The organism is Citrifermentans bremense, from assembly GCF_014218275.1.
GTDB classification, from domain to species: domain Bacteria; phylum Desulfobacterota; class Desulfuromonadia; order Geobacterales; family Geobacteraceae; genus Geomonas; species Geomonas pelophila.
Genome location: NZ_AP023213.1, coordinates 931,047 through 951,998 on the forward strand (window position 1 = coordinate 931,047; position 20,952 = coordinate 951,998).

Annotated in this window: 17 protein-coding genes; 6 read left to right on the forward strand and 11 right to left on the reverse strand. The window is 60.9% G+C overall.

Features of this window, described 5'->3' with window-relative positions:
* Positions 1–227 precede the first annotated feature (227 nt).
* The 7 genes from GEOBRER4_RS03990 to GEOBRER4_RS04020 all read right to left on the reverse strand — a co-directional run bounded on the left by GEOBRER4_RS03990 (position 228) and on the right by GEOBRER4_RS04020 (position 6,958).
* Positions 228–908: an ABC transporter ATP-binding protein gene (locus GEOBRER4_RS03990; protein ID WP_085813758.1), complete on the reverse strand. Its 681-nt coding sequence runs from the start codon at positions 906–908 to the stop codon at positions 228–230.
* 4 nt (positions 909–912) lie between these two features.
* Positions 913–2,115, reverse strand: a complete 1,203-nt coding sequence (locus GEOBRER4_RS03995) for an ABC transporter permease (protein ID WP_185244322.1) — start codon at positions 2,113–2,115, stop codon at positions 913–915.
* Positions 2,112–3,284 (reverse strand): efflux RND transporter periplasmic adaptor subunit, encoded by a 1,173-nt coding sequence (locus GEOBRER4_RS04000; RefSeq protein WP_185244323.1) that lies wholly within the window; start codon positions 3,282–3,284, stop codon positions 2,112–2,114. Before GEOBRER4_RS04000 ends, GEOBRER4_RS03995 begins: the two co-directional genes overlap by 4 nt.
* A gap of 26 nt (positions 3,285–3,310) precedes the next feature.
* Positions 3,311–4,570, reverse strand: a complete 1,260-nt coding sequence (locus GEOBRER4_RS04005; protein WP_185244324.1) for a TolC family protein — start codon at positions 4,568–4,570, stop codon at positions 3,311–3,313.
* Between the two features lie 68 nt (positions 4,571–4,638).
* Positions 4,639–5,229 (reverse strand): TetR/AcrR family transcriptional regulator, encoded by a 591-nt coding sequence (locus GEOBRER4_RS04010; protein ID WP_185244325.1) that lies wholly within the window; start codon positions 5,227–5,229, stop codon positions 4,639–4,641.
* A 174-nt stretch (positions 5,230–5,403) separates the two neighbouring features.
* Positions 5,404–5,979 carry an HD domain-containing protein gene (locus GEOBRER4_RS04015; RefSeq protein ID WP_185244326.1) on the reverse strand — a complete coding sequence of 192 codons (576 nt, stop codon included), beginning with the start codon at positions 5,977–5,979 and terminating at the stop codon, positions 5,404–5,406.
* 55 nt (positions 5,980–6,034) lie between these two features.
* The gene (locus GEOBRER4_RS04020; protein WP_185244327.1) at positions 6,035–6,958 is read right to left on the reverse strand and encodes a ketopantoate reductase family protein; all 924 of its coding nucleotides are present in this window, start codon (positions 6,956–6,958) and stop codon (positions 6,035–6,037) included.
* Positions 6,959–7,125: 167 nt separating this feature from the next.
* Here GEOBRER4_RS04020 and GEOBRER4_RS04025 point away from each other — a divergent pair, with 167 nt between their 5' ends.
* The 6 genes from GEOBRER4_RS04025 (at position 7,126) to GEOBRER4_RS04050 (ending at position 14,623) form a co-directional block, all read left to right on the forward strand.
* The gene (locus tag GEOBRER4_RS04025; protein ID WP_185244328.1) at positions 7,126–7,356 is read left to right on the forward strand and encodes a hypothetical protein; all 231 of its coding nucleotides are present in this window, start codon (positions 7,126–7,128) and stop codon (positions 7,354–7,356) included.
* Between the two features lie 516 nt (positions 7,357–7,872).
* Complete coding sequence (locus GEOBRER4_RS04030) at positions 7,873–10,488, forward strand: hybrid sensor histidine kinase/response regulator (RefSeq protein ID WP_185244329.1); 2,616 nt, start codon at positions 7,873–7,875, stop codon at positions 10,486–10,488.
* A 249-nt stretch (positions 10,489–10,737) separates the two neighbouring features.
* A complete protein-coding gene (locus GEOBRER4_RS04035) occupies positions 10,738–11,424 on the forward strand; it encodes a GntR family transcriptional regulator (RefSeq protein ID WP_085813751.1) in 687 nt (228 codons plus the stop codon).
* Between the two features lie 66 nt (positions 11,425–11,490).
* Positions 11,491–13,140: an acetyl-CoA hydrolase/transferase C-terminal domain-containing protein gene (locus tag GEOBRER4_RS04040; RefSeq protein ID WP_185244330.1), complete on the forward strand. Its 1,650-nt coding sequence runs from the start codon at positions 11,491–11,493 to the stop codon at positions 13,138–13,140.
* 346 nt (positions 13,141–13,486) lie between these two features.
* A complete protein-coding gene (locus GEOBRER4_RS04045; protein WP_085813749.1) occupies positions 13,487–13,927 on the forward strand; it encodes a GSU0071 family protein in 441 nt (146 codons plus the stop codon).
* A 225-nt stretch (positions 13,928–14,152) separates the two neighbouring features.
* The gene (locus GEOBRER4_RS04050; RefSeq protein WP_185244331.1) at positions 14,153–14,623 is read left to right on the forward strand and encodes a hypothetical protein; all 471 of its coding nucleotides are present in this window, start codon (positions 14,153–14,155) and stop codon (positions 14,621–14,623) included.
* A gap of 70 nt (positions 14,624–14,693) precedes the next feature.
* Here GEOBRER4_RS04050 and GEOBRER4_RS04055 read toward each other — a convergent pair whose 3' ends face one another.
* From GEOBRER4_RS04055 to GEOBRER4_RS04070, 4 genes are all read right to left on the reverse strand, one after another.
* Positions 14,694–16,319: a methyl-accepting chemotaxis protein gene (locus GEOBRER4_RS04055; RefSeq protein WP_185244332.1), complete on the reverse strand. Its 1,626-nt coding sequence runs from the start codon at positions 16,317–16,319 to the stop codon at positions 14,694–14,696.
* A gap of 147 nt (positions 16,320–16,466) precedes the next feature.
* Positions 16,467–17,423, reverse strand: a complete 957-nt coding sequence (locus tag GEOBRER4_RS04060; RefSeq protein ID WP_185244333.1) for a GGDEF domain-containing protein — start codon at positions 17,421–17,423, stop codon at positions 16,467–16,469.
* A 32-nt stretch (positions 17,424–17,455) separates the two neighbouring features.
* Complete coding sequence (locus tag GEOBRER4_RS04065) at positions 17,456–18,118, reverse strand: response regulator (protein WP_185244334.1); 663 nt, start codon at positions 18,116–18,118, stop codon at positions 17,456–17,458.
* Positions 18,111–20,789, reverse strand: a complete 2,679-nt coding sequence (locus GEOBRER4_RS04070; RefSeq protein ID WP_185244335.1) for an ABC transporter substrate binding protein — start codon at positions 20,787–20,789, stop codon at positions 18,111–18,113. The genes GEOBRER4_RS04065 and GEOBRER4_RS04070 overlap by 8 nt, the downstream gene beginning before the upstream one ends.
* Positions 20,790–20,952: the final 163 nt, after the last annotated feature.

The following is a 20,952-nucleotide window of genomic DNA, read 5'->3' on the forward strand; positions in this document are numbered from 1 at the left end:
TCCTTCTCATCTTATTGCAACGGCCCTAAAGGTCAAAAAAATAGGTTTTTCAGAAGAATGCGCGGGTAAAAATGACATCAGACTGCAAGCCAATTCCGCACGCCGGTTCGCGGGGGGCAGGGAGGTTTGTTCAGTTTTGTGGCGCTGGGACCTTGAAGGAAAGGCCTTTGAGGGGGCAAGAGAATAAAGCAGAAAGAGAAAAGCCCCGGTGATGAGCCGGGGCTTCTTTAAAGAACGATCCGGCCGTCGTTGACGTGGAAAATTCGGTCGAACCCTTCCACCATCCGATGATCGTGGGTGACGACCATGATCGCTGAATGGTTTTCCACGGCGAGTTTTTTGAGCAGGGACATGACGTTTTTCCCGTTCTCGGTGTCCAGCGCCGCAGTCGGTTCATCGGCCAGGATTACTTTAGGCCTGTTCGCCAGCGCGCGGGCTATGGCGACTCGCTGTGCTTCGCCGCCGGAGAGCCCCGAAGGGTAGTTGTTGAACCGGTGTCCCAAGTTCAGCGAAACGAGGAGCTCCTCGGCGCGCCTTTTCGCTTCCTTCTTGGGCTGGTGGTTCAGCTCTAGCGCCACCATCACATTTTCCAGGGCGGTTAGAAACGGGATGAGGTTGTGCGCCTGAAAGATGAACCCGAGTTTCTCCCGGCGCACACGCTTTAGGTCGAGCCCCGGCTGCCATCCTTCATCGGCGACGGTGACTCCGTCGATGACGACTTTCCCGTGCGTCGGCTCGGTGATCAGGCCGATTGAGGTGAGGAGCGTGGTCTTCCCCGATCCGGAGGGGCCCAGGATCGCTACCAGCTCGCCGGGCTCGACCCGGAAGCTCGCGTCGGCAATGGCGGTGACGGCAGTGTTTCCCTTGCCGTAGATCTTGGTCAGTTTTTCCACTTCGACGGCATACATGGATTCATCCCCCCAGGGCCACGGCGGGCTCGACCTTGAGCGCCTTCCTGATCCCTACAAGACTCGATACGGCACAGATCACGACCACGATCAAGAAGAGCAGCTGCAGGTCGAAGGCCTGCAGCACCACGCGCCTGGGGAACCTCTCATAGGTGAGGAGCATCAGAAGGTAGCCGATCCCATAGGCGAAGAGCCCCATCAGGAGCGACTGCTGAAGGATCATCCCCACGATGACCCGGTTTTGCGCGCCGATGAGCTTCAGGGTGGCTATGGACTTGATCTTGTCGATGGTCGAGGTGTAGATGATGAGCGAGATGATGACCGAGGAGATGACGAGGAGGATGGCCCGGAACAGCCCGATCTGCATGCGGGCCTTTTCTATCATCCCCTTGGTGAGGATCCTGGTCTGTTCTTCTGCGGAGATGGCGCGGTAGTGGTTCCAGCGGCCGATCCGCTCCTGTACTTCCTTAAGATCGGCGCCCGGCGCCAGGCGCGCCACGACGGCGTTCACCGTATGCGTCGATTCCGTGATGCCGGCGATGTTCTGCTGCAGGCTGGCTGCCTGGGCCGGGGGGAGAGCCTGGATCCCTGCGAGGTTGGCGCTGATCCTGGCGCGGTCGTTGCGGATGGCGTCGTCGTCTTTCTTGAACTGGATCTCCTGGGCATCGGCAAGGCTCACATACGCCGCCGGGTCGCCTCCGGAAGAGACGACCTTCCCGGTTATCCCCACCACGGTATAATCGTGGCGCCCCAGTCGGATCTTCTCGCCGATTTCCATCTTCAGCGCCTTCGCGGCCACCATTTCATAATGCTTCTGGCGGATGTTCCGGCCCTCGATGATGCCGGGCGGGCCCCCAAGGCCGTTCAGCTCGTGGCCGATCAGGAAGAACCGGAAGGGCTTTCCCTGGCGCTCGACCTGGATGGTCTGGAAGGATAGGGGCGACGCCTCGGCAACGCCGGGCACCCCCTTGATCCGGTACTTAATATCCTCCGGAATGCGCGAGCTCTCGGCAAATGGGCCGTTGGTCCCCTGCTGCACCACCCAGAGATCCGCCCTGGTTGACTCCTGGATGGCCAGGGCGTCGGCGGAAAGCCCCCGATAGATCCCCCCCATGCTGATCACGACGCCGATGAGCAGCCCGAGCCCGACGGTGGTCAGGATGAACCGCCCCTGGTGGTAGCGTATGTCGCGAAGCGCCAGGTTCATCGCGTGCTCCTTACCTTCATCCCCTCGCGGAATTTGCCCATCTCCTGCGGCGTCGCCACGACGACCTGGTCCCCCGGGTCGAGGCCGGCGACGATTTCGGTGAAGTTGCCGCGGTCCTCTATCCCCGTGGTCACGGACTTGAAGGCGAGCTTCCCGTCGGCAACGGTCCACACCCCGCGCTTTTGGCCCCGGGTGACGATGGCAGCGGAGGGGAGGGCCGGTGCGTCTTTTTTCATACCTGTTGTGATGTAAACCTCGGACTGCTCCCCAAGGCGGAAGTTCTGCAACGGGGGGGTGAATGCCACGTCCACTTCCAATTCCTCGGTTACCCGGTCGCTCTGCTGTCCCAGGCGGGCTACCTGGCCGGGGAACTCTTCGCCCGGATAGGAGCGAAGGGAAATCGCAGCCTTATTGCCGACGCCGACACCTTTGAGCTGCGACTCGTCGACGTTGGCCTTGACCCAGACCTCCGCCGGGTCGGCCATGGTGAAGATCGACACCCCGGCGGTGACCGTGGCCCCTTTTTCCAGATCCCTGGTGATGATGATGCCGTCCTGCGGGGCGTAAATAAGCGCATCGCCTGCCTTGCTCCGTGCGTAACCAAGAGCGGCATCGGTGGCACGTTGTTCCATCTTCATCGCTTCTATGGCGGCCTGGCTGCGGGCTACCTCCGCCCGCGCCAGCTGGAACGCGGTGTCGTACTGCTCGGATTCGAGCCTGGAGACCATCTCCTTTGCGGCCAGGGACCTGAAGCGCTGGGCGTTCGTTTCCGCCAGGGCCAGGTTCGCTTTGGCCTTCTGGAGGTTCGCTTCCTCTGCGGTAAGGCTTGCCGCAGATTTCTTCAGCCCCGCTTCAGACTGCTGCTGTTGGTGGAGCAGGTCTTCGTTTTCCAGCCGCGCCAAAAGCAGCCCCTTTTTCACCCGGTCACCCTGGTCGGCGTACAGCTCAGCGATCCTGCCGGTGATCTTGCTGGAAATGCCGACCATCACCTTTGCCTCGACCGTGCCGTTGCCGTACACCTGCGCGACCAGATCGCGCTTTTGAACGGCTGCGACCTTGACCCGCGGCGGCGCCAGGAGCGTCTTGTTGAGCGCGATGACTGCCGCTGCGAAAACGATGATCCAGACCAGATATTTTTTCTTTGGCGCCAAGGCCTGCGGCAGGTTCATGTGGCATTCTCCTTAAACTGTTCTTCTCATTCTTTGCCGGTGGCCCGGTCTAGTGCGGCCCGCGCAATGTAGTAGTCGTACCTCGCCTGGATCTGGGCTGTCTCGGCGTCGAGGGCTTGGGATTGAGCGTCGGTCACTTCGATGATGCTGCCTACTCCTTCCTGATAGCGCCCTTCCGCGAGCCGGCGGTTTTCCTCTGCCGCCTCGACTTCTTTCGCCGTGGAAGCCATGCGCGCCGATGCCTCCTGGCATCCGAGCCAGGCTGATTCGACCTCTTTGGCGACCTGCAGCCTGAGGTTGCTGTTCCTCGCCTCCACGGCGTGCATGTTTGCCGTTGCTTCCCGCACCTGTTCGACCGAGGAGAACCCGGAAAAAAGCGGCACGGTGAGGTTGACTCCCGCTCCCCACACGCCGGCGCCCGGGGGGAAATCCCGGTCTGCATAACCGATGCTCGCAGTGCCGGAGAAGACCGGAAGATAACTGCTGTTGGCGGTTTTCAGAGCAGACTGGGCTGCTGATTTCAAGGCTGAAAGCTGCTGCAGTTCGGGGCGGCTGCGCATCGCCTCAAGCTGCACCTGCTGCCGTTGCGGCAACGGGTAGCCGTCTGCCGGCGGTTCAGCCAATGGGCGGCGTTCCAGGGACTCGGTCCCCATCGCGGCCGCCAGTTCGATCCGTGCCAGCTCCCTGTTGTTCGCGGCACGGATCATAGCCGTCCTTGCCGCAAGGAGATTCGCCTCGGCCCTCGTCGCGTCGACCTTCGGCCTGATCCCCTGCCTGAAGAACTCGAGTGCCTGCCGGTATACCGCCTCCCTTGCCTTCACTGTCTCCGTGGCGGCATTCACTTGCTTCTCTGCAGCCAGCAGCAGGTGAAAGGCGCTCTTTACTCTCAGGGCCAGGTCATGCCGGGTGACTACAAGGTTCTTGTCCGCCGCCTCGCGGTTGTACCGGGCCGCTTCCACTGCCCCGGCGGTCCTCCCGAAATCGTAGATGGTCTGCTTCAGATACAGCGCCCCGGTAGTGACTTCCGTGCTCCTGACGCGCTCCAGGGCAGTGAGGTACGACTGCCCCTTGTTCCAGTCAGCCGCGATGCTGATCTGGGGGTAGTAGCTCGCCAATGCCTGGCCGGTTCTCGCCTCGGCGCTGTTGATGTTTTCCCTGGCTTCGGCCACCTGAGGGTGGTTTTTCAGCGCCGTCGCCAGCGCTTCATCCAGCGTCAGGCTCTCGGCTGCGTACAGCAGCTGCGCTGGTACAAGAAGTGTGCAGATAACCAGGATGAGCTGTTTCATGTCCGCCTCGCATTATTCCAAAAGTAAAATGTTATGCGAATATTTGCTCACATTCAGGCCAAAAAAAATCAGCGGAGCAGCAGCGCGAAATTCTGCCAGAGGTTCTTCCCTTCATCGGCGATGCCCCCCGGCAACCCGCCTACCGTGGAGCGCAGTGCCGTGAACTGGATCATGCCCAGAAGGGTAAGGGCGGTCTCCCGCGGAGAGATCCCCTGCCTCATTTCTCCTTCCTGTATGCCTGCAGCGATAATTCCGGAGATGGTTTCTACATAGCCGTTGATGCGGGCGGCGAGGGTTTGTGCAATGTCGGGGTGGGCAAGGAGCACGTCTTCGGAAAAGACGAAGCGCGGGATTCCCGGGTGCTCGGCAATCAGCGCGAGGTGAGAGAAGAAAACAGTTTCCAGCTTTTCAAGCGGCCTTCTGCTCCCGTCGGCAATCGTCGCCGCCTTGCCCATGACCGAACTCCCGATGAAGTCGGCGATGGCGGAAATGATCTCGTCCTTGCCTTTGAAGTGCCGGTAGATGTTTGCCTCGCTCATGCCGGCTGTTGCGGCTATTGCGGAAATGGTCAGGGAACGGAGCCCCTTCCTGCCAACGACGTCCAAGGCGGCCTGTATGATCTCTTCTTTCCTGATACGTGTGCTTTTCTTTTCCAGCATTGCCGCCACTCCATGTAAATAGACATTCACATCATATTTCCTTGCCTGCACTCAAGTCAAGCTAGAAATTGATAGTGGCCCAAGGAGCGTCGCACGCGGATTACGCGGATCTAAAACCGATAACTTCAGATAAACCTCTTTAAGATGTTATCCGCGTAATGTCCCACCTTCAGATCACTTGAACCACCCTTTTCGATGCTCTTCATCGAGACGTTCTTTTAAGAACTCCCACATCGCCGGGCATCCGGCTTCGATCGGGGGACCGATTTTTTCGACCACTCGCTCGTAGCTGATGCCGTTTTCCCGCCAGCTCTGGCCGTTGTTGGCGAGGTTCAACAGCGGCGGCATGGCGCGGTCTGCGGCGTGGGCGAAGCGTGCTTCCGGGGTCGCCGCCTCTTCGAACTCCAGCCACAACTCCAGGAACTGGGAGCGCTGCGGTTCCTGCACCAGGCCAAAGATCCGCTTCACCGCTTCCAACTCTGCCGCCTTGCGCTCCTCCCACCCCTCGGTGGCATAGACGATGGTGTCGCCGGTATCTATCTCCCCGATATCGTGTACGAGAAGCATGGCGACGACGCGCTGGATGTCTATGGGAGTCGCGGCATATGGCTCGAGAGAATAGGCGAGCATGGCGATCTGCCAACTGTGCTCTGCGGAGTTCTCGTTGCGGTCGCTCCCCTTTGACCGGCTTTGGCGGGTTACGCTTTTCAGTTTGTCCAGTTCCAGTATGAAGTCGACGATCTGTTGCATCTTATATATCCTCTCGCCTTGTTACTGCTGATTAGCTGCGCTGACAGAGAGGCTGCTACCTCTGCTGCGATATTTCGATAAGTTTCAGGTCGTCGAAGAGCTTGCGGTTTACCAGCGTCGGTATGCCGTAACGCTCCCCCAATTCGATGACGGTGCCGGCCAGCATCTCGACTTCCGTCTTCCTTCCTGCTTCCACGTCCTGCAGCATCGAGGTCTTCCCTTCGGCGCTCAGCGTCGAGAGCACTTGGTACCACTGGCCGATATCATCCTCCGAGAGGTTCACCTGCTTCGCCACGGCGACGGCTATGACTTCCCTCATGGCCGCATCCATCAGCTCCCTTGCCTCTGCTGACTCTCTCAGCGCGCCGTAGGTTGCTCCGAGGACGGCGGAGACCTGGTTGACCCCGACGTTGATCATGTACTTGAACCAGAGGCTGCGGACCATGTCGGGCGGGATTTCGTGGGCGATGCCGGCCCGTTGGAAAAGGGCGCTGATGCTGCGCACCCGCTCGGTCGACGCTTTGTTCTCCCGCTCCCCGAACAGGATGCGCCCGAGGTTCTTGTAGCTCACGGCGCCACCTTCCCTCACCGCGTCTATTCCCAAGGACAAGCCATAGAGCACCTTCTCCATTCCGAAGGCAGCCCCGATGCGCTCCTCGCTGTCGATGCCGTTCATTACCGAGAGGATGACCGTCTCAGGCCCCACCGCCTTTCTCATATCGGCGATCGCTTCGTCGAGCTGGTGGTGCTTCACAGCCACTATGACGAGCTCTGCAGGCGTTGCTTCTTCCGGCTTCACAACTTCTATCGCATGGCGCTTGCCGTTTACTGTGACCCCGTCCTTTTTCAGCCTGTCATAACGCTTGCCGCCTGCTACAAAGTAGACGCAGTCCGGGTACATCTCGAAGAGGAGGCTCCCGTAAACCGCGCCTAGCGCCCCCGCCCCGATGATGGCTGTCTTGTTGTTTGATTCGTTCATACGCCGCCTCTGGATCTGGAAGGATTCCTGCGGCGCCAATGTGTCACAGGTGTAGTGCCCTCGTCAACGTCGGACAGGTCTTCGGGGCATTGCCCGGTCATTTGACCTCCATACTTTGCCGGGTATTTTTTTAACGTATCTTAATTTTTTTTAAAGTTGGAGGAGGTATGGACATCCGCCAGGAAAAAATGGAACAACTGGCACGTATAGCGTTCGTGAAGAAAATTGCTGAGATCTTGATTTCAACAGAAGCCGTCTCGCGGGACAAAGACTTCAGCACCCTTTGCATCGATGTGGCGCGGGTTGTGGACGAAGCTGAGGAACACGGGATAAGGACGGAGCGATTGTTGGGGATGTACACTCATCCTGCGCCTGGGCGACAGGGTCAATCCCTATGACCTCCCCGAGTATGTCGCGATTCTCGATGATGCTTCCCTGCCTGAGGCCGACAGGGCCCACCTGTTACAGATGATCCGCATAGGCGTTGTTGTCGGGAACGTTGTGGCAACATTCGAGGAATTAAGAACCCAAGAAGATAACCTGTCTTTCAAACTCAAAAAAAGAAAGGCAATCAGGGAGTACCGCGTCCTTTTGGACACGACGGACCCTACGGAAGAGGCTGGATCTGCTTACATCAAGTTTGGCGGGGGCTGTGGCCACCAGGGAGGTCATCCTGAGCAAAGTGCTCGACCCTGAGGATGTGCGCTACAGAAAGCTTGGTCGCTGCCCGCAACGTGAAATGCCAGTCAAGAGGCTGCTGATGGCGTGTTAAATTGTTTTAACTATATCTTTCTTGCATATAAGTAAAATTTCATAGTAAATTTTTATATCAAATTCTCCCCCTGTATGCCGAAGACAAGAGGAGTACTGTAAGTATCGTCTAAACAGTGCTGCAGCGTCTGCCAGGAGCTGTCATGGATCGGTTTCTCTCGCTTAATCTGCGCACCCAGATGATGATCATGATCCTGCTGATGGCCATAGGATCCATGGGCATCATCCTATATTCCGCCCAGAGACAGCGTGAGGCCGACTTCCGAGAAGCTGCACACCTCTCCTTGAACCTCGCCACCGCGGTGCATAACGACCAGAAAGTGCTGTTGTCGGGCGCAGAACAGCTCCTTGCCACCCTTTCCTACGTCGAGGCGGTAAGGCTAAGGGATGTCCCCGAGGTGAACCGGATCCTCGCAGGATTACTGAAAAAATCTCCCCAGATCAGCAATCTCCTCATCATAGCTCCCGACGGAAACGTCTGGGCCTCGGCCCTGCCGATTCACAAACCGATAAAAGCCGCTGAGAGGAGGTTCTTCCAAGCCGCCCTGCGAAGCGGCCGCTTCTCTTCGGGGGAGTACACCATAGGGAAGGTCCTCTCCAAACCGACCCTGAGCTTCGGCTATCCAATACTGGACCAGCAGGGAAAGGTCCAGGACGTCGCGGTGGCTGCCTTCACCCTCGCCAACTACGATACGCTGCTAACCTCCCGCAATCTCCCCCCCAACACCTCTCTTTTGCTGCTGGACCATGAAGGAACCATCCTCTACGGCAACAAAGCCCGGGAACTGGTCGGCAAAAAGGACAGGCCCGACCTCTTCGCTTCCATGAAAGAGGGGGAACAGGGGACCTTTATCGCCAGGAACAACAGCGGCATCAAGAAGGTCACCGCTTACCGCAAGGTTTACCTCAAGGGGGAGAGTGAACCTTACATGTACGTCCGCACCGGCATCGACGAGGAGTGGGTGGTCAAGAAGACATCGCTGCCGCTGATGATGAACATCGCCGTCATGGGGGCGATAGTGCTGCTCACGGCACTGATGGCGCTGTACATCAGCAAGCGGGCGATACTGGACAAGGTGAGGGCGCTGAGAGTGGCGGCCCAGAAGATCTCTGCGGGCGACCTCACCGTGCGCGTGAACCACTGCGTCGCCGGAGGGGAGCTGGGCGAGCTTGGCACAGCGTTCGACGGCATGGCTCAGCAGCTGTCGGTCGACATCGAGAGGAGAAAGCGAGCCGAGGCTGAAGCTCTGGCCAAGGGGGAAGAGCTGGACCGCTATTTCAACAACAGCCTGGACCTGCTCTGCATTGCCGACACGGGGGGGCGCTTCCGGCGGTTGAACCCGGCCTGGGAAACGGCTCTGGGCTTTCCCCTGGAGCGGCTCGTGGGGCAGAACTTCCTGGACCTGGTCCATCCGGACGACGTCTCCGCCACCGCCGATGCGGTCGCGACACTGGAAAGGAGAGGGGATATCCAGAGTTTCACCAACCGCTTCCTGCACGCCGACGGCTCCTACCGCTCCATCGAGTGGCACTCGGTGCGCCCTGATGGGAACATCATCTATGGCACCGCCCGGGACGTGACCGAAAAGGTCAAGGCCGAAGAGGAAAAGCTCCAGCTCGAACGCCAGCTCCTGCACGCGCAGAAGCTGGAGAGCCTCGGTGTCCTTGCCGGCGGGATAGCGCACGACTTCAACAACATCCTGATGGCCATCATGGGCAACGCCGAACTCGCCCTGATGCGTATCAACAAGGAGTCCCCCGCGGTGGACAACCTGCAGAAAATCGAGCAGGCATCCACCCGCGCCGCCGATCTGGCCCGGCAGATGCTCGCCTACTCCGGGAAGGGGAAATTCGTGGTTGAGAACATCGACCTGAACCGCCTGTTGCAGGAGATGCTTCACATGCTCGAGGTGTCCATCTCCAAAAGGGCTTTATTGAAAATTGACCTCCATCCTTCTCTCCCGCAGATGGAAGCCGACGCCACCCAGATCCGGCAGGTGGTGATGAACCTGGTCATCAACGCCTCGGAGGCCATCGGCGACGACAACGGTTTCATCTCGATCAAGACCTCCAGCCTTAAGTGCGACCGCAGCTACCTCAAAAAGGCCTGGCTCGAGGTGGACGTTCCCGAGGGGGAGTACATCTGCCTCGATGTGAGCGACAACGGTTGCGGCATGGACAGCGCGACCAGGAACCGGATCTTCGATCCTTTCTTCACCACGAAATTCACCGGGCGCGGATTGGGCATGGCCGCAGCCCTGGGGATCGTGAGGGGGCATCGCGGGGCCATCATCGTCGACAGCGAGCCAAGGCGCGGGAGCTCCTTCAGGGTACTTTTCCCCGCGGCCGACAGCACAGCCGATATCTGCGAGGCGGTCAGCAGCCAGGAGAGCTGGAAGGGGAGCGGGACCCTGCTGCTTGTGGACGACGAGGACGCGGTGCGCGGCATCGCCTCGGAGATGCTGCAGCAATTGGGGTTCAACCTTTTGACCGCCTCAGACGGCAGGACCGCCATCGAGCTCTTTGCGGCCAACCCCCAGGTCGGCATCGTCCTTCTCGACCTCACCATGCCGCACATGGACGGCGAGCGCTGCCTGGTGGAGCTGCAAAAGATAAGACCGGACGTGAAAGTCGTGATGTCTAGCGGGTACACCGAGTACGAGGTGACGCGAAAACTGAGCGGAAAACAGCTGGCCGGCTTCATCCAGAAGCCGTACCGGCTCAACGCGCTGGTGGAGGCGCTGCGGCCGATCGCCTGACCCCGTTTGCCCCAGGCGAACCGAGACCCCGGAGAGGACAACCTCCGGGGTTTTTCTTTATCCGCGGTTGCCGGATGTGGCCGCCAAGGCGAAGCCAAGGATCGATGAAGCGGCAAGAAGCCCGTAGATATCTGATTTGTTATGGTTAATTTTGCGCTCGATCTGTCGACACTTTTGTGTTGACAGCGGCGGAAAAGGGAGTATTTTGTGGGCCTGTCCGTTGTATACGTTTAGAGGTGTCGACAATTAATGAAAAACATGCCGATAGAGTCCGACCCCGCAACACTCAGCTTGTCCGACCGCATTTTCGAGCAGCTGCAAACCGCCATCGTGAAGGGCGAGATGCCGTCGGGGAGCAAGATCTCGGAGCCGGAACTGGCGAAGAGCTACGGCATCAGCCGGGGAACCCTGCGGGAGGCGCTGAGCCGCCTGGAGGAGCGCTACCTCGTGGTGCGCTCTCCCAACCTCGGGGCGCGGGTGGTGACGCTCACCTATGAAGAGCTGGTCGACATCTACCAGATCCGGGAGGCGCTGGGGGGGATGGCCTGCGGGCTTGCCGCGGAGCATATGACCGCTGAGGAGATCGACGACCTCAAGCGGCTTTTGGACGAGCACGAAAAAAACATAAACGAGAACAAGGGACTCTCCTACTATCAGCAGGAGGGCGAGTTCGATTTCCACTACCGCATCCTCCAAGGGAGCCGCAACTCCAAGGTGACCGGCATACTGAAGGGGGGGCTGTACCAGTTGATGCGGATGTACCGCTACCAGTTCTCCACCTCGGGGCCGCGCCCCTACCAGGCGCTCAAGGAGCACCGCCGCATCGTGGAGGCGATCGAGGAGCGGGATGCGGAGCTCGCCGATCTCTTGATGCGCCGCCACATCAGGGCCGCACGGAAGAACATCGACGAGCGGCGCAAAAATTCCAGGGTTTAAGGGTTGAGCAGTACCTTTTTTTTTGCGCCTCTGGCGTATACGTCAAAATCAAACAGGAGGAACGTGATGTCGAACTATGGAACCCTGCAGGACCGCGTGCGCTGCAAGTCGCTGCTGAACAAGGTGATGTCCCCAGAACAGACCGTCGGATTCTTCAAGGACGGGATGAACCTCGGCTGGTCCGGCTTCACCCCCGCCGGCTATCCGAAGGCGGTCCCCATCGCCCTGGCCGACCATGTCGAGAAGAACGGGCTGCAAGGAAAACTGAGGTTCAACCTCTTCATCGGCGCCTCCGTCGGCGCCGAGACCGAAGACCGCTGGGCAACTCTGGACATGATCGACCGCCGCTGGCCCTACCAGACCGGGAAGAACATCGCCGCCGGGATCAACGCCGGCCGCATCCGCATGGGCGACAAGCACCTCTCCCTGTTCGCCCAGGATCTGGGCTACGGCTTCTACACCAAGGACACCCCGAGCGGCAAGCTCGACCTCGCCATCATCGAGGTCTCGGCCGTCACCGAGGACGGCGGGCTGGTGCTGACCTCTTCCTGCGGCGTCGTCCCCGAGATCCTGATGATCTGCGACAAGATCATCCTGGAGGTGAACACCGGCCAGCCCTCCTTCGAGGGGATGCATGACATCGTGGTCTGCAACCACCCCCCCAAGCGCCAGATCCTGGGGATCACCAGCGCCGGCGAGCGCATCGGCAGCACCTATGTCCCCTGCGACCCCAGCAAGGTGATCGCCGTCGTCGAGTCTAAGCACCGCGACAAGGGGCGCGCCTTCTCCGAGCAGGACGACACCTCCGAGGCGATCGCGAACAACATCATCGACTTCTTCACCCACGAGGTGAAGGCGGGGCGCCTGCCCAAAAACCTCCTGCCGCTGCAGTCGGGGGTCGGTTCCATCGCCAACGCGGTCATCGGCGGCCTGGCCAAGGGCCCGTTCCAGAACCTCACCGTCTACACCGAGGTGCTGCAGGACACCATGCTCGACCTCTTCGATTCCGGCAAGCTGGACATGGCTTCCTCCTGCTCGCTGTCGCTCTCCGAGACCCCGGGCTTCCCGCGCTTCTTCGACAACATGGAGAAGTACTTCGACAAGATCGTGCTGCGCCCGCTCTCCATCTCCAACGCCCCCGAGCCGATCCGTCGCTTGGGGTGCATCGCGATGAACACCCCGGTCGAGATCGACATCTACGCGCACGCGAACTCGACGCTGGTCGGGGGCACCCGCATGATCAACGGCCTGGGCGGCTCCGGCGACTTCCTCAGGAACGGGTTCCTGAAGATCATGCACACCCCGTCCTCCCGCCCCTCGAAGATCGATCCCAACGGCATCTCCTGCGTGGTCCCGCACTGCTCGCATATCGACCACACCGAGCACGACCTCGACTGCGTGGTCACCGAGCAGGGTCTTGCCGACCTGCGCGGCATGGCGCCGAAAGAGCGTGCCCGCCGCATCATCGAGAAGTGCGCGCACCCCGACTACAAGCCGATTCTCACCGAGTACCTCGACATCGCCGAGAAGCAGTGCCTCGCTAAGGGCGTCGGTCACGAGCCGCAGCTTTGGGACCGCGCCTTCAAGATGCACCTGAACCTTGCCGCGAACGGCACCATGAAGATCAAGAACTGGGACATGAAGGTCGACCTCTGCGACGCGGCGGCCGAGCGCCCGGTGCGCCAGCCGAGCATCGGCGACTCCGCCGCAGTTTAGCCACCGGCTGAAAATCAGCACCAAGGACCCCGGCAGCCGAAAGGCCGCCGGGGTCTTTTTTTTCGAAGGGTCCGCGAAATGGCGGCGATGGGGGGCTATGGCGCAAGGCATGCCCGGGAAGCGCCGCGCCTCCCGGAGCTGCGGCGATGTTCAGCTTTGTGGCGCGCAGGTGTCAGAAAGTTGAGCAGACGCGACGTTTTTGCGCGCCTGCGCCGGCCCGCCCAGCCGCGCCGGCGCGGGCCAGGCGCGGCTGGGCGACGCCGGCGTCAGGTTGGTACGTATCCTGCTATTTCACCAGCATCACTTTAACGGCCCGGATTTACGGGGCCAGGATTCGAGGGCTGAGATGGATACCTACACAATCGATGTCGAACTGGAACACTACTATGGCGACCGCATGGCGACCAGCAGCAGGGAAGCCATCCGGCGCTTCTACCTGCGTGCCGTCTCCCGCTGCAACGGCGCCGAATTGGAGAGGTACCTGCGCATAGTGCGGGCGCACGCCTCGGTCTACTCCTCCGTGCACCACATGTTCAGCTCGCCCTTCAAGCACATGGAGCTCCCCCTGTTCCTTTCCAGCCTGGTGCTGTTTGCTTCCGGCATGGTCATGGTTTTTTACGGGGAAACGACCGGGATAGTCGCAGCCGGAACTTCCGCGGGGCTCGTGGGCATGCTGCAGTGCGCCCGGACTCTGATCAGGTACTGGCAGCGCCATGCCGTGCGGGAGGCGGTGTTCCTGGAGTTCGCAGAGATCCTGCAGAGAGAAGCCGGAGAGTTCACCAGGTAAACGGCGACAGTCAGAAAACCGTCTCGACAAAAGCTGCCATGGCACAACGCCCGGCAGCTTTTGTCGTTGTCGCAGCTCGCTGTCTCAGGCGCTGGTACTACAACAGGCTCCATTGCCGAATGACTGCCGAAGTGCCGTTCTTTGACGATCGGCACTTACGCTTTATGCTTATAGCTGCTGCCGCAAAGGGGCGGCTGCCAGAACAAATTAACGGAGGTAGCAAACATGAAGCGCCTGATCCTGATCTGTCTGTCCCTTGTTCTTTTGTCGCCGCTTTCGGTTTTGGCCGGCGGGCTCGACAGCTTCCTCGCCAGCCTCAACGTCCAGGCGCGCGCCGACCTTCCCGGTTTCTCGGCCAGAATAGGCGCGCAGTTCGGCGTGCCGGTCCCCCAGGTACAGGCGGTGATCCGCTCGGTTCCGGAGCCTGCCGATGCGTTCATGATCTACGAACTCGGGCGGATGTCGGGGAGGCAGCCCGACCAGGTAATGGCGGTGTACCAGCCCAACCGTAACAAAGGGTGGGGAGCCATCGCGAAGGAACTGGGGATAAAGCCCGGATCGCGGGAATTCCACGACCTGAAAGCCGGAAACCTCTCTTTCAGCGGCCATCATGAAGGGGGAGAGGGCGGGGGCGACGGCAAGGGAAAAGGGAAGGGGAAGGGGAATAAAGGGCACGGCAGGGGGCATAACAAGTAAGCTTCGCGACTCCATGCAAAGGGGCCGGGCTATAAAAGCCCGGCCCCTTTTTTATTGCCGTTGAAGCCTGTTAAAGCCGGAACTGCCTGACCAGCCCCTCGAGGACCTTGGCGTTGGAGGCGAGTTGGGCCGCGGCCGCCGCCGTTTCGCCGGCGCCGCTGGCGGTCTGCTGCACCACCTCGGTCACTTGCTGCACGTTCATGGTGATCTCGCTGGTGGTTGCGGTCTGCTCCTCGGCGGCGGTGGCGATCTGGTTGATCTGCATGGTCACCTCGCCTATCTGCTTCAGGATGGTCTGCAGCGCCTCCCCGGAGCGCTGGGAGAATTCGGTCCCCCTTTCCACCTCGGCCACCCCCTCCTCCATGGCGCCCACCGCTGCCTTGGTCTCGTCCTGGATCGCCTTGATCATGTCGCCGATCTCTCTGGTGGCCTTGGTGGTCCGCTCGGCGAGCGCCCGGACTTCGTCGGCGACCACGGCAAAGCCGCGTCCCTGCTCGCCGGCGCGCGCCGCCTCGATCGCCGCGTTCAGCGCCAGGAGGTTCGTCTGGTCGGCGATGTCCTGTATGGTCTCGATGATGTTGCCGATCTGCTCCGACCTCTCCCCCAGGCTTTCCACGGTGCGGGCGCTGTCCTTCACCCGTTCCGCGATCCTCGCCATTCCGGCAATGGTCTCCTGGACCACCGCTCCACCTTCGTTGGCCGAAGCGCTGCTTTGGCGCGAGGTGTCCGCCGCCAGCATGCAGTTTTGGGCGATGTCGCCGCTGGTCGCGGCCATCTCTTCGCTTGCGGTCGCAACGGAGCTTGTCTGGGAGGCCACCTCCTCGGCGCCGGTGGCGATCTGCACCGCGGTCGACTGCAACTGGTTCGAGGCAGCGGCGATCTGGGCGGAACTGTCGGAGACCTGCCCCAGTATCTCCCGCAGGCTCTCCACCACCCTGCGCGAAGAGTCCGCCAGGTGCCCCAGCTCGTCGTTTCCGGCGAGGGTGATGCAGACGGTGAGGTCCTTGTCGGCCAGGCGGTCGTTCGCGGCGATGAGCTCCCGCACTGGAACCGTGATGCTCCTGACGATCACGACCGCCAGGAGCACCGAGAGGAAGATGGCAGCGGCGAGGAGCCCGATCACGACAAGGCGCGACTGCTGGATCATGGCATCGGACTCCTTGCCCACGTTTTCCAGCCCTTTTTGCTGGTGCTCGAGCATCTTGTCGATGGCGGCGAAATACGCGGTCTGCGTCTTGCGCACCGAGGTCATAAGCTCGCTGGTCGCCTGCGCCTTGTTCCCCGACTCGATGAGACCTATCACCAGCTTTTGCGACTCGATGTACTGGGCGCGCTCATCGACCACCGCGGCGAGGAGCTTCTTCCCGCTTTCGCTTTGCACGATTTTCTTCAGCTCGTCGAACTGTTTGCCGATGGCCGCGCGGGCGTCCTCTATCCGTTTCTTCTCCTTCTGGACCTCCTGCGGGTCGTCAACGAGGATCATGTTCCTCATCGCCCGGGCGATGACGTTGGCCTGGCTCTTGGCCTCGTTCAACATCACGGTCTTGGGCCACTTGTCGTTGATCATCAGCTCGATCTTCTTGTCGAAGGCATGCATCCTGTTTATGGCATATCCCCCCACAACTGTCATGAGCACGACTATGACAGCGAACGCTATGCCAAGTCTTACGCTGAGTCTCATGCCTGAAAAGTTCATACTCCTCTCCTTCTGGGCTTGCCGGTGGCAGGTTCATTTACTGCTACACTTATCGCCGCCGTGTGGGGAGGACTTGAAAGAAAAAAACGCAGCAGTGCAGATGGAGGATGGGTGAGGGAGTAGGGGGGAGGGGGAGGGTGGGATCGCCTACGAGGAGACTGTATTTCTGCCCAAAAGTTTTGCACGGTAAAGCGCTGCGTCGGCCGCGGCGATGACCTCTTCCGCGCTTTGGCCCGGGACGATGCCGGTGACGCCTATGGAAACGGTGAGCGGCGGCAGTGGGGCCGCGAGGTGCGGAATCTCTGTGGCCGCTACCTTCTGCCGCAGTCTGTCGGCTATCTCCAGCGCGGTCTCAACCGCGACGTCCGGTATGGCGACCAGGAACTCGTCGCCTCCGTAGCGTGCAGCCATCACCGTCGGCCTCAGGCTCTCCAGGACGGTCTGGGCGACGGTGTGGATGGCGCGGTCGCCGCTTAGGTGGCCATGGGCGTCGTTGAACTCCTTGAAATTGTCTATGTCCAGCATCAGCACGCAGAGTGGGGCCCTGCTGCGGCTTGCACGGTGCACCATGCGGGTGAGCGCCTCGTCGAGCCAGTAGCGGTTGTGCATCCCGGTGAGCGCATCGACGGTGCCGTAGCTGTGATAGGCATGCTCCTGCAGCATCTTTTCGCCGATGCAGCGGTTCGCGTTGCGCAGCCTCCCCGAGAGCATGGTGAGGAGGTTGTAAGCCGCCGCGTGCGAGACGGTCGCCAGAGACCATACCAGCTCCTGTTCCATCACCAGGACCCGGGAGTCCTCATCGGCGATCACGTAGGCGGAGGTGGGGTAGCCGTCGATGACGGAGAGCTCCCCCGCCACTTCGCCCGGGGCGAGGTAGGCGATCGGCTCCGACTGCGGGTCTTGCAGGTGGATCCTGAGCCTCCCCGACAGCAAAACGTAGAGCTCGCGGTTTACCTGCTCCGGAAAGAGCAGCGTCTCCTGGCGCTCGAGGGTCCTGATGCCGCAGCAGTCGATGATCCCCTGCAGCGATTCGGGAGCGACATGTCTGAACAGTGCGATCTTTTCCAGCGGGATATCCAGCAGCTCCTTCGTCCTGTCAAACATCGCTTCCGCCTCTCTTGACGTTGTCATCCTGCCTACTCCCCCGACTTGGGGGGGAGGTCCAGCCTGGAGAGATCCTGCTTGATCGACTTCATCTCTTTTTCGAAGCAGTCGGGACAGGCGCTGTGGCTGAACATCACGTCCGAGTGCTGGCTTACGTAATCTTCCAGTTGGCGCCAGCTCTCCTTGTCGTCCTTGATCTTCTTGCAGAACATGCAGATGGGGATGATCCCCTCCAACTGCCTCACCCGCGCCAGCGCTGCCTCCAGCTCCTCTTTCTGCCGCGCCAGCAGGTCGCGCTGCTCACGCACCAGGTCCGTGCGCTGTTTAAGCGAGACCAGGTTGCGGACCCGCAGCTTCAGAAGCTCCAGGTCCACCGGCTTGGTCAGGTAATCTATGGCGCCGGCATCGAAACCCTGGCGCGCAGCCTGCGGGGTGTCCATGGCGGTCAGGAAGATGACCGGGATGTCGATGAATCTGGAGTTGGCCTGGATGATCTTGCAGACGTCGAAACCGCTGATGTCGGGCATCATCACGTCCAGCAGGATCAGGTCGATCTCCAGCTCCTTCAGCCTGGTGATCGCCTCGTGCCCGTTGAGCGCAGTCACGACCTCGTAGTCGCTGCCGAGCGTCACCGAGATCAGCCGCAGGTTGACCGGCTCGTCATCCACTATCAGTACCCTCGAAGGCCTAGGCATGGCTCGCCTCCTGGGCGCCCAGCACCCGCTGCAACTCCTGGATCAGCTCTCCCGTCTCCAGAGGCTTCGACAGGTAGCCGTCGAAACCAGCCTCCCGGAAACGCCTCCTGTCGTCGTTCAGCGAGTACGCCGTGAGGGCTATCACCGGCTGACGGGACGAGGTCGCTCGCTCCTTCTCCCGGATCTCCCGCAGCGCTTCCTCCCCGCTCATCACCGGCATCTGTATGTCCATCAGCACCACGTCGAAATCCCCCCGCTCCAGGTGTGCCAGGCATTCCCTGCCGTTTTCGGCCACCGTGGTCTCCAGGCCGAGCTTTTTGAAAAGCGACGAGGCGAAGACGATGTTGGTCTGGTCGTCCTCGACGAGCAGCAGCCGCAGGGGGCGCCCCGCCCACAGCGGAGGGGGCTGGCGCGCCGCATCTGCCGCCTTTACCGGCGTCTTCGCCGGGGTGAGGGGAAGGGCCACAGTGAAGCAGCTCCCCGTCCCGGGCGTGCTCTCTACGGAGATGCTCCCCCCCATCATCTCCGCCAGGCGCCGGCTGATGCTGAGCCCGAGCCCGGTTCCACCGTACTTGCGCGTGGTCGAGCCGTCTTCCTGGACGAAGGGCTTGAACACCTCCTCCTGGGCCCCGGGGGCTATCCCCACCCCCGTATCCCGCACCGCAATCAGGAACGAAGCGGGGAGAGAGGGTTGCTCCTGCAGAGAGACGGTGATGGTGACCCCTCCCTTCTCGGTGAACTTCACCGCGTTGCCCAGAAGGTTCAGGAGGATCTGCTTGAAACGGAGCTGGTCGCCAAGGACCGCGTCGGGCACCCCCGGCGCCACGTCGACCTGGAGCCTGAGCCCCTTTTCCCTGGCGACAGGGTTCTGGGTCATGACCACGTCCCTGATGCTTTGCAGCAGGCTGAACTGCTCGGACTCCAGGGTCATCATCCCGGCCTCGATCTTCGAGATGTCCAGTATGTCGTTGATCAGCCTCAGCAGGTTCTTGCCGCAGCTCTTCAGGGAGTGCACGTATTCGCGCTGCTCCTGGCTCAGCTCGGTCAGTTCCAGCAGTTGCGTCATGCCGAAGACCCCGTTCATGGGGGTGCGGATCTCATGGCTCATGTTGGAGAGAAACTCGCTCTTGGCCCGGTTGGCCCTCTCGGCTGCGTCCATCGCCTGGCGCAGGGCCTCCTCCGCCTCCTTGCGCTCGGTCACGTCGATGATCATCGCAAGCTTCGAGCCTTTGCCGTGGACGTTCTCCACGGTGGTGTTGAACACCTGATACCACCGGTCGTCTTCGGGGAGGTTCAACTCCCACTGCACGCTCCTGCCCTGGAAGCTGTCTGTCCCCCGGCACCAGGGGCAGGGGGCGCTGAGGCCGTAGATGACCTCGTAACAGATGCCGCCGGTTGCGTCGCGGCCGGTTTTTTCGATCAGGCGCTCGTTCATGAACTCGAGGCGGTAGTCCGGGGAGCAGATGTACATCAAACCGTCGAATGCCTCGACCATGCCGCGGTAGCGCGCCTCGCTGGCGCGCGCCTCGTTGCGGCTGATCACCAGCTTGGCAAGGGCCAATAGCAGCAACAGGAACAGGCTCGCGGAAAGGAGCACCATCATGGTGAAACCGTAGCGCGACAGGAAGGTCTGCGGCTTGTTGATGACGATGCTATCCGACGGCAGCTTCGAGACCGGTATGCCGAAGCGCTTGAGCTCCGTGTAGTCGAACATGTACTGGTTCGGGCTTGGCTGCAGGCGCGACGGGAGGCGCTCCCCCTTGAGCAGGGCTACGGCCATCTCCGCGGCGGCCACTCCATGCTGGCGCAGGTTGACCAGCCGGCCGCCGACGATCCCGTACCCCAGGTTGAATTCCCACCCCCCGTACACCGGAGCGCGGCTCGCGTCCGAGATGCGGCGCAGCGCCTCGACGCTGGAGATGCGCACGCCCTTCTCGTCGGGGACGAAGGAGGCGAAGTAGACGATCACGCTCCCTTGGGGAATCTGCTGCACCTCGCGAATCAGCTCTTCGAGCCTTTTCCCTGCCAGGTAACTGAACGCGGCGCGCGACTGGAAGCGGCTCGCCGCGGCTTTGAAGCTCGCGCTGTTGAGGGTTCCGGTGATGGAGTCGTCGTGGATGACCACGATGCGCCTGCTGTCGGGGTGGAGCCTGAAGATCAGCTCCAGCGTGTCCGCAAAGCTCGGGGTCTCGTCTATCCCCGAAAAGTCCGGGCGGTCCTTGATGCGACCTGCGTCGAAATCGTTGGTGCCGCAAAAGACCACGGGGGTGTTGCCGAAGAGCCGGTCACGGTGCTTCTCCACGACGTTGAAGGCATAGTCGTCGGTGGCGACGATTAAATCGAACTGTTTTTTCTGGAACTTGAAGTTGAGTGTATCCAGCACCCGGCGGTCATACTCCGGACCGCTGTAGTTCTTGGAGTCAAGGTACTCGATGGTGATTTCTGCGGCGGGGTAGGTTTTGCGGAGGGTCTCGCTGAAGCCGGCGATGATGCCGTCCGACCCCTTGTACCCGGCGTGATATGAGTTGATCAGCAGGATCTTCTTGTGCTGCAGCGCCTCCGGCCCTGCACCGGTTTTAGAGGACGCCGGTACCGCAAGCACCGGAAACAGCAGACAGGAGAGCAGCAGGCAGGAGAGCAGAAGGAAGGGGAGGCGTTGGAACATTTTCATACTCTCTGTTGTCTCCGTTCAAAAGGGTATGACTGTCAAAAAAGGACGCGGTTCCGGCACTATACACGATCTGGCGCTTTTGTAAAAGGTTTTCGGGCGGTTGAACTGCTGAGCCTCAAGGGGAGATTGGCTTGCTATAATGTGCTGATGCAAAAAAGCATTG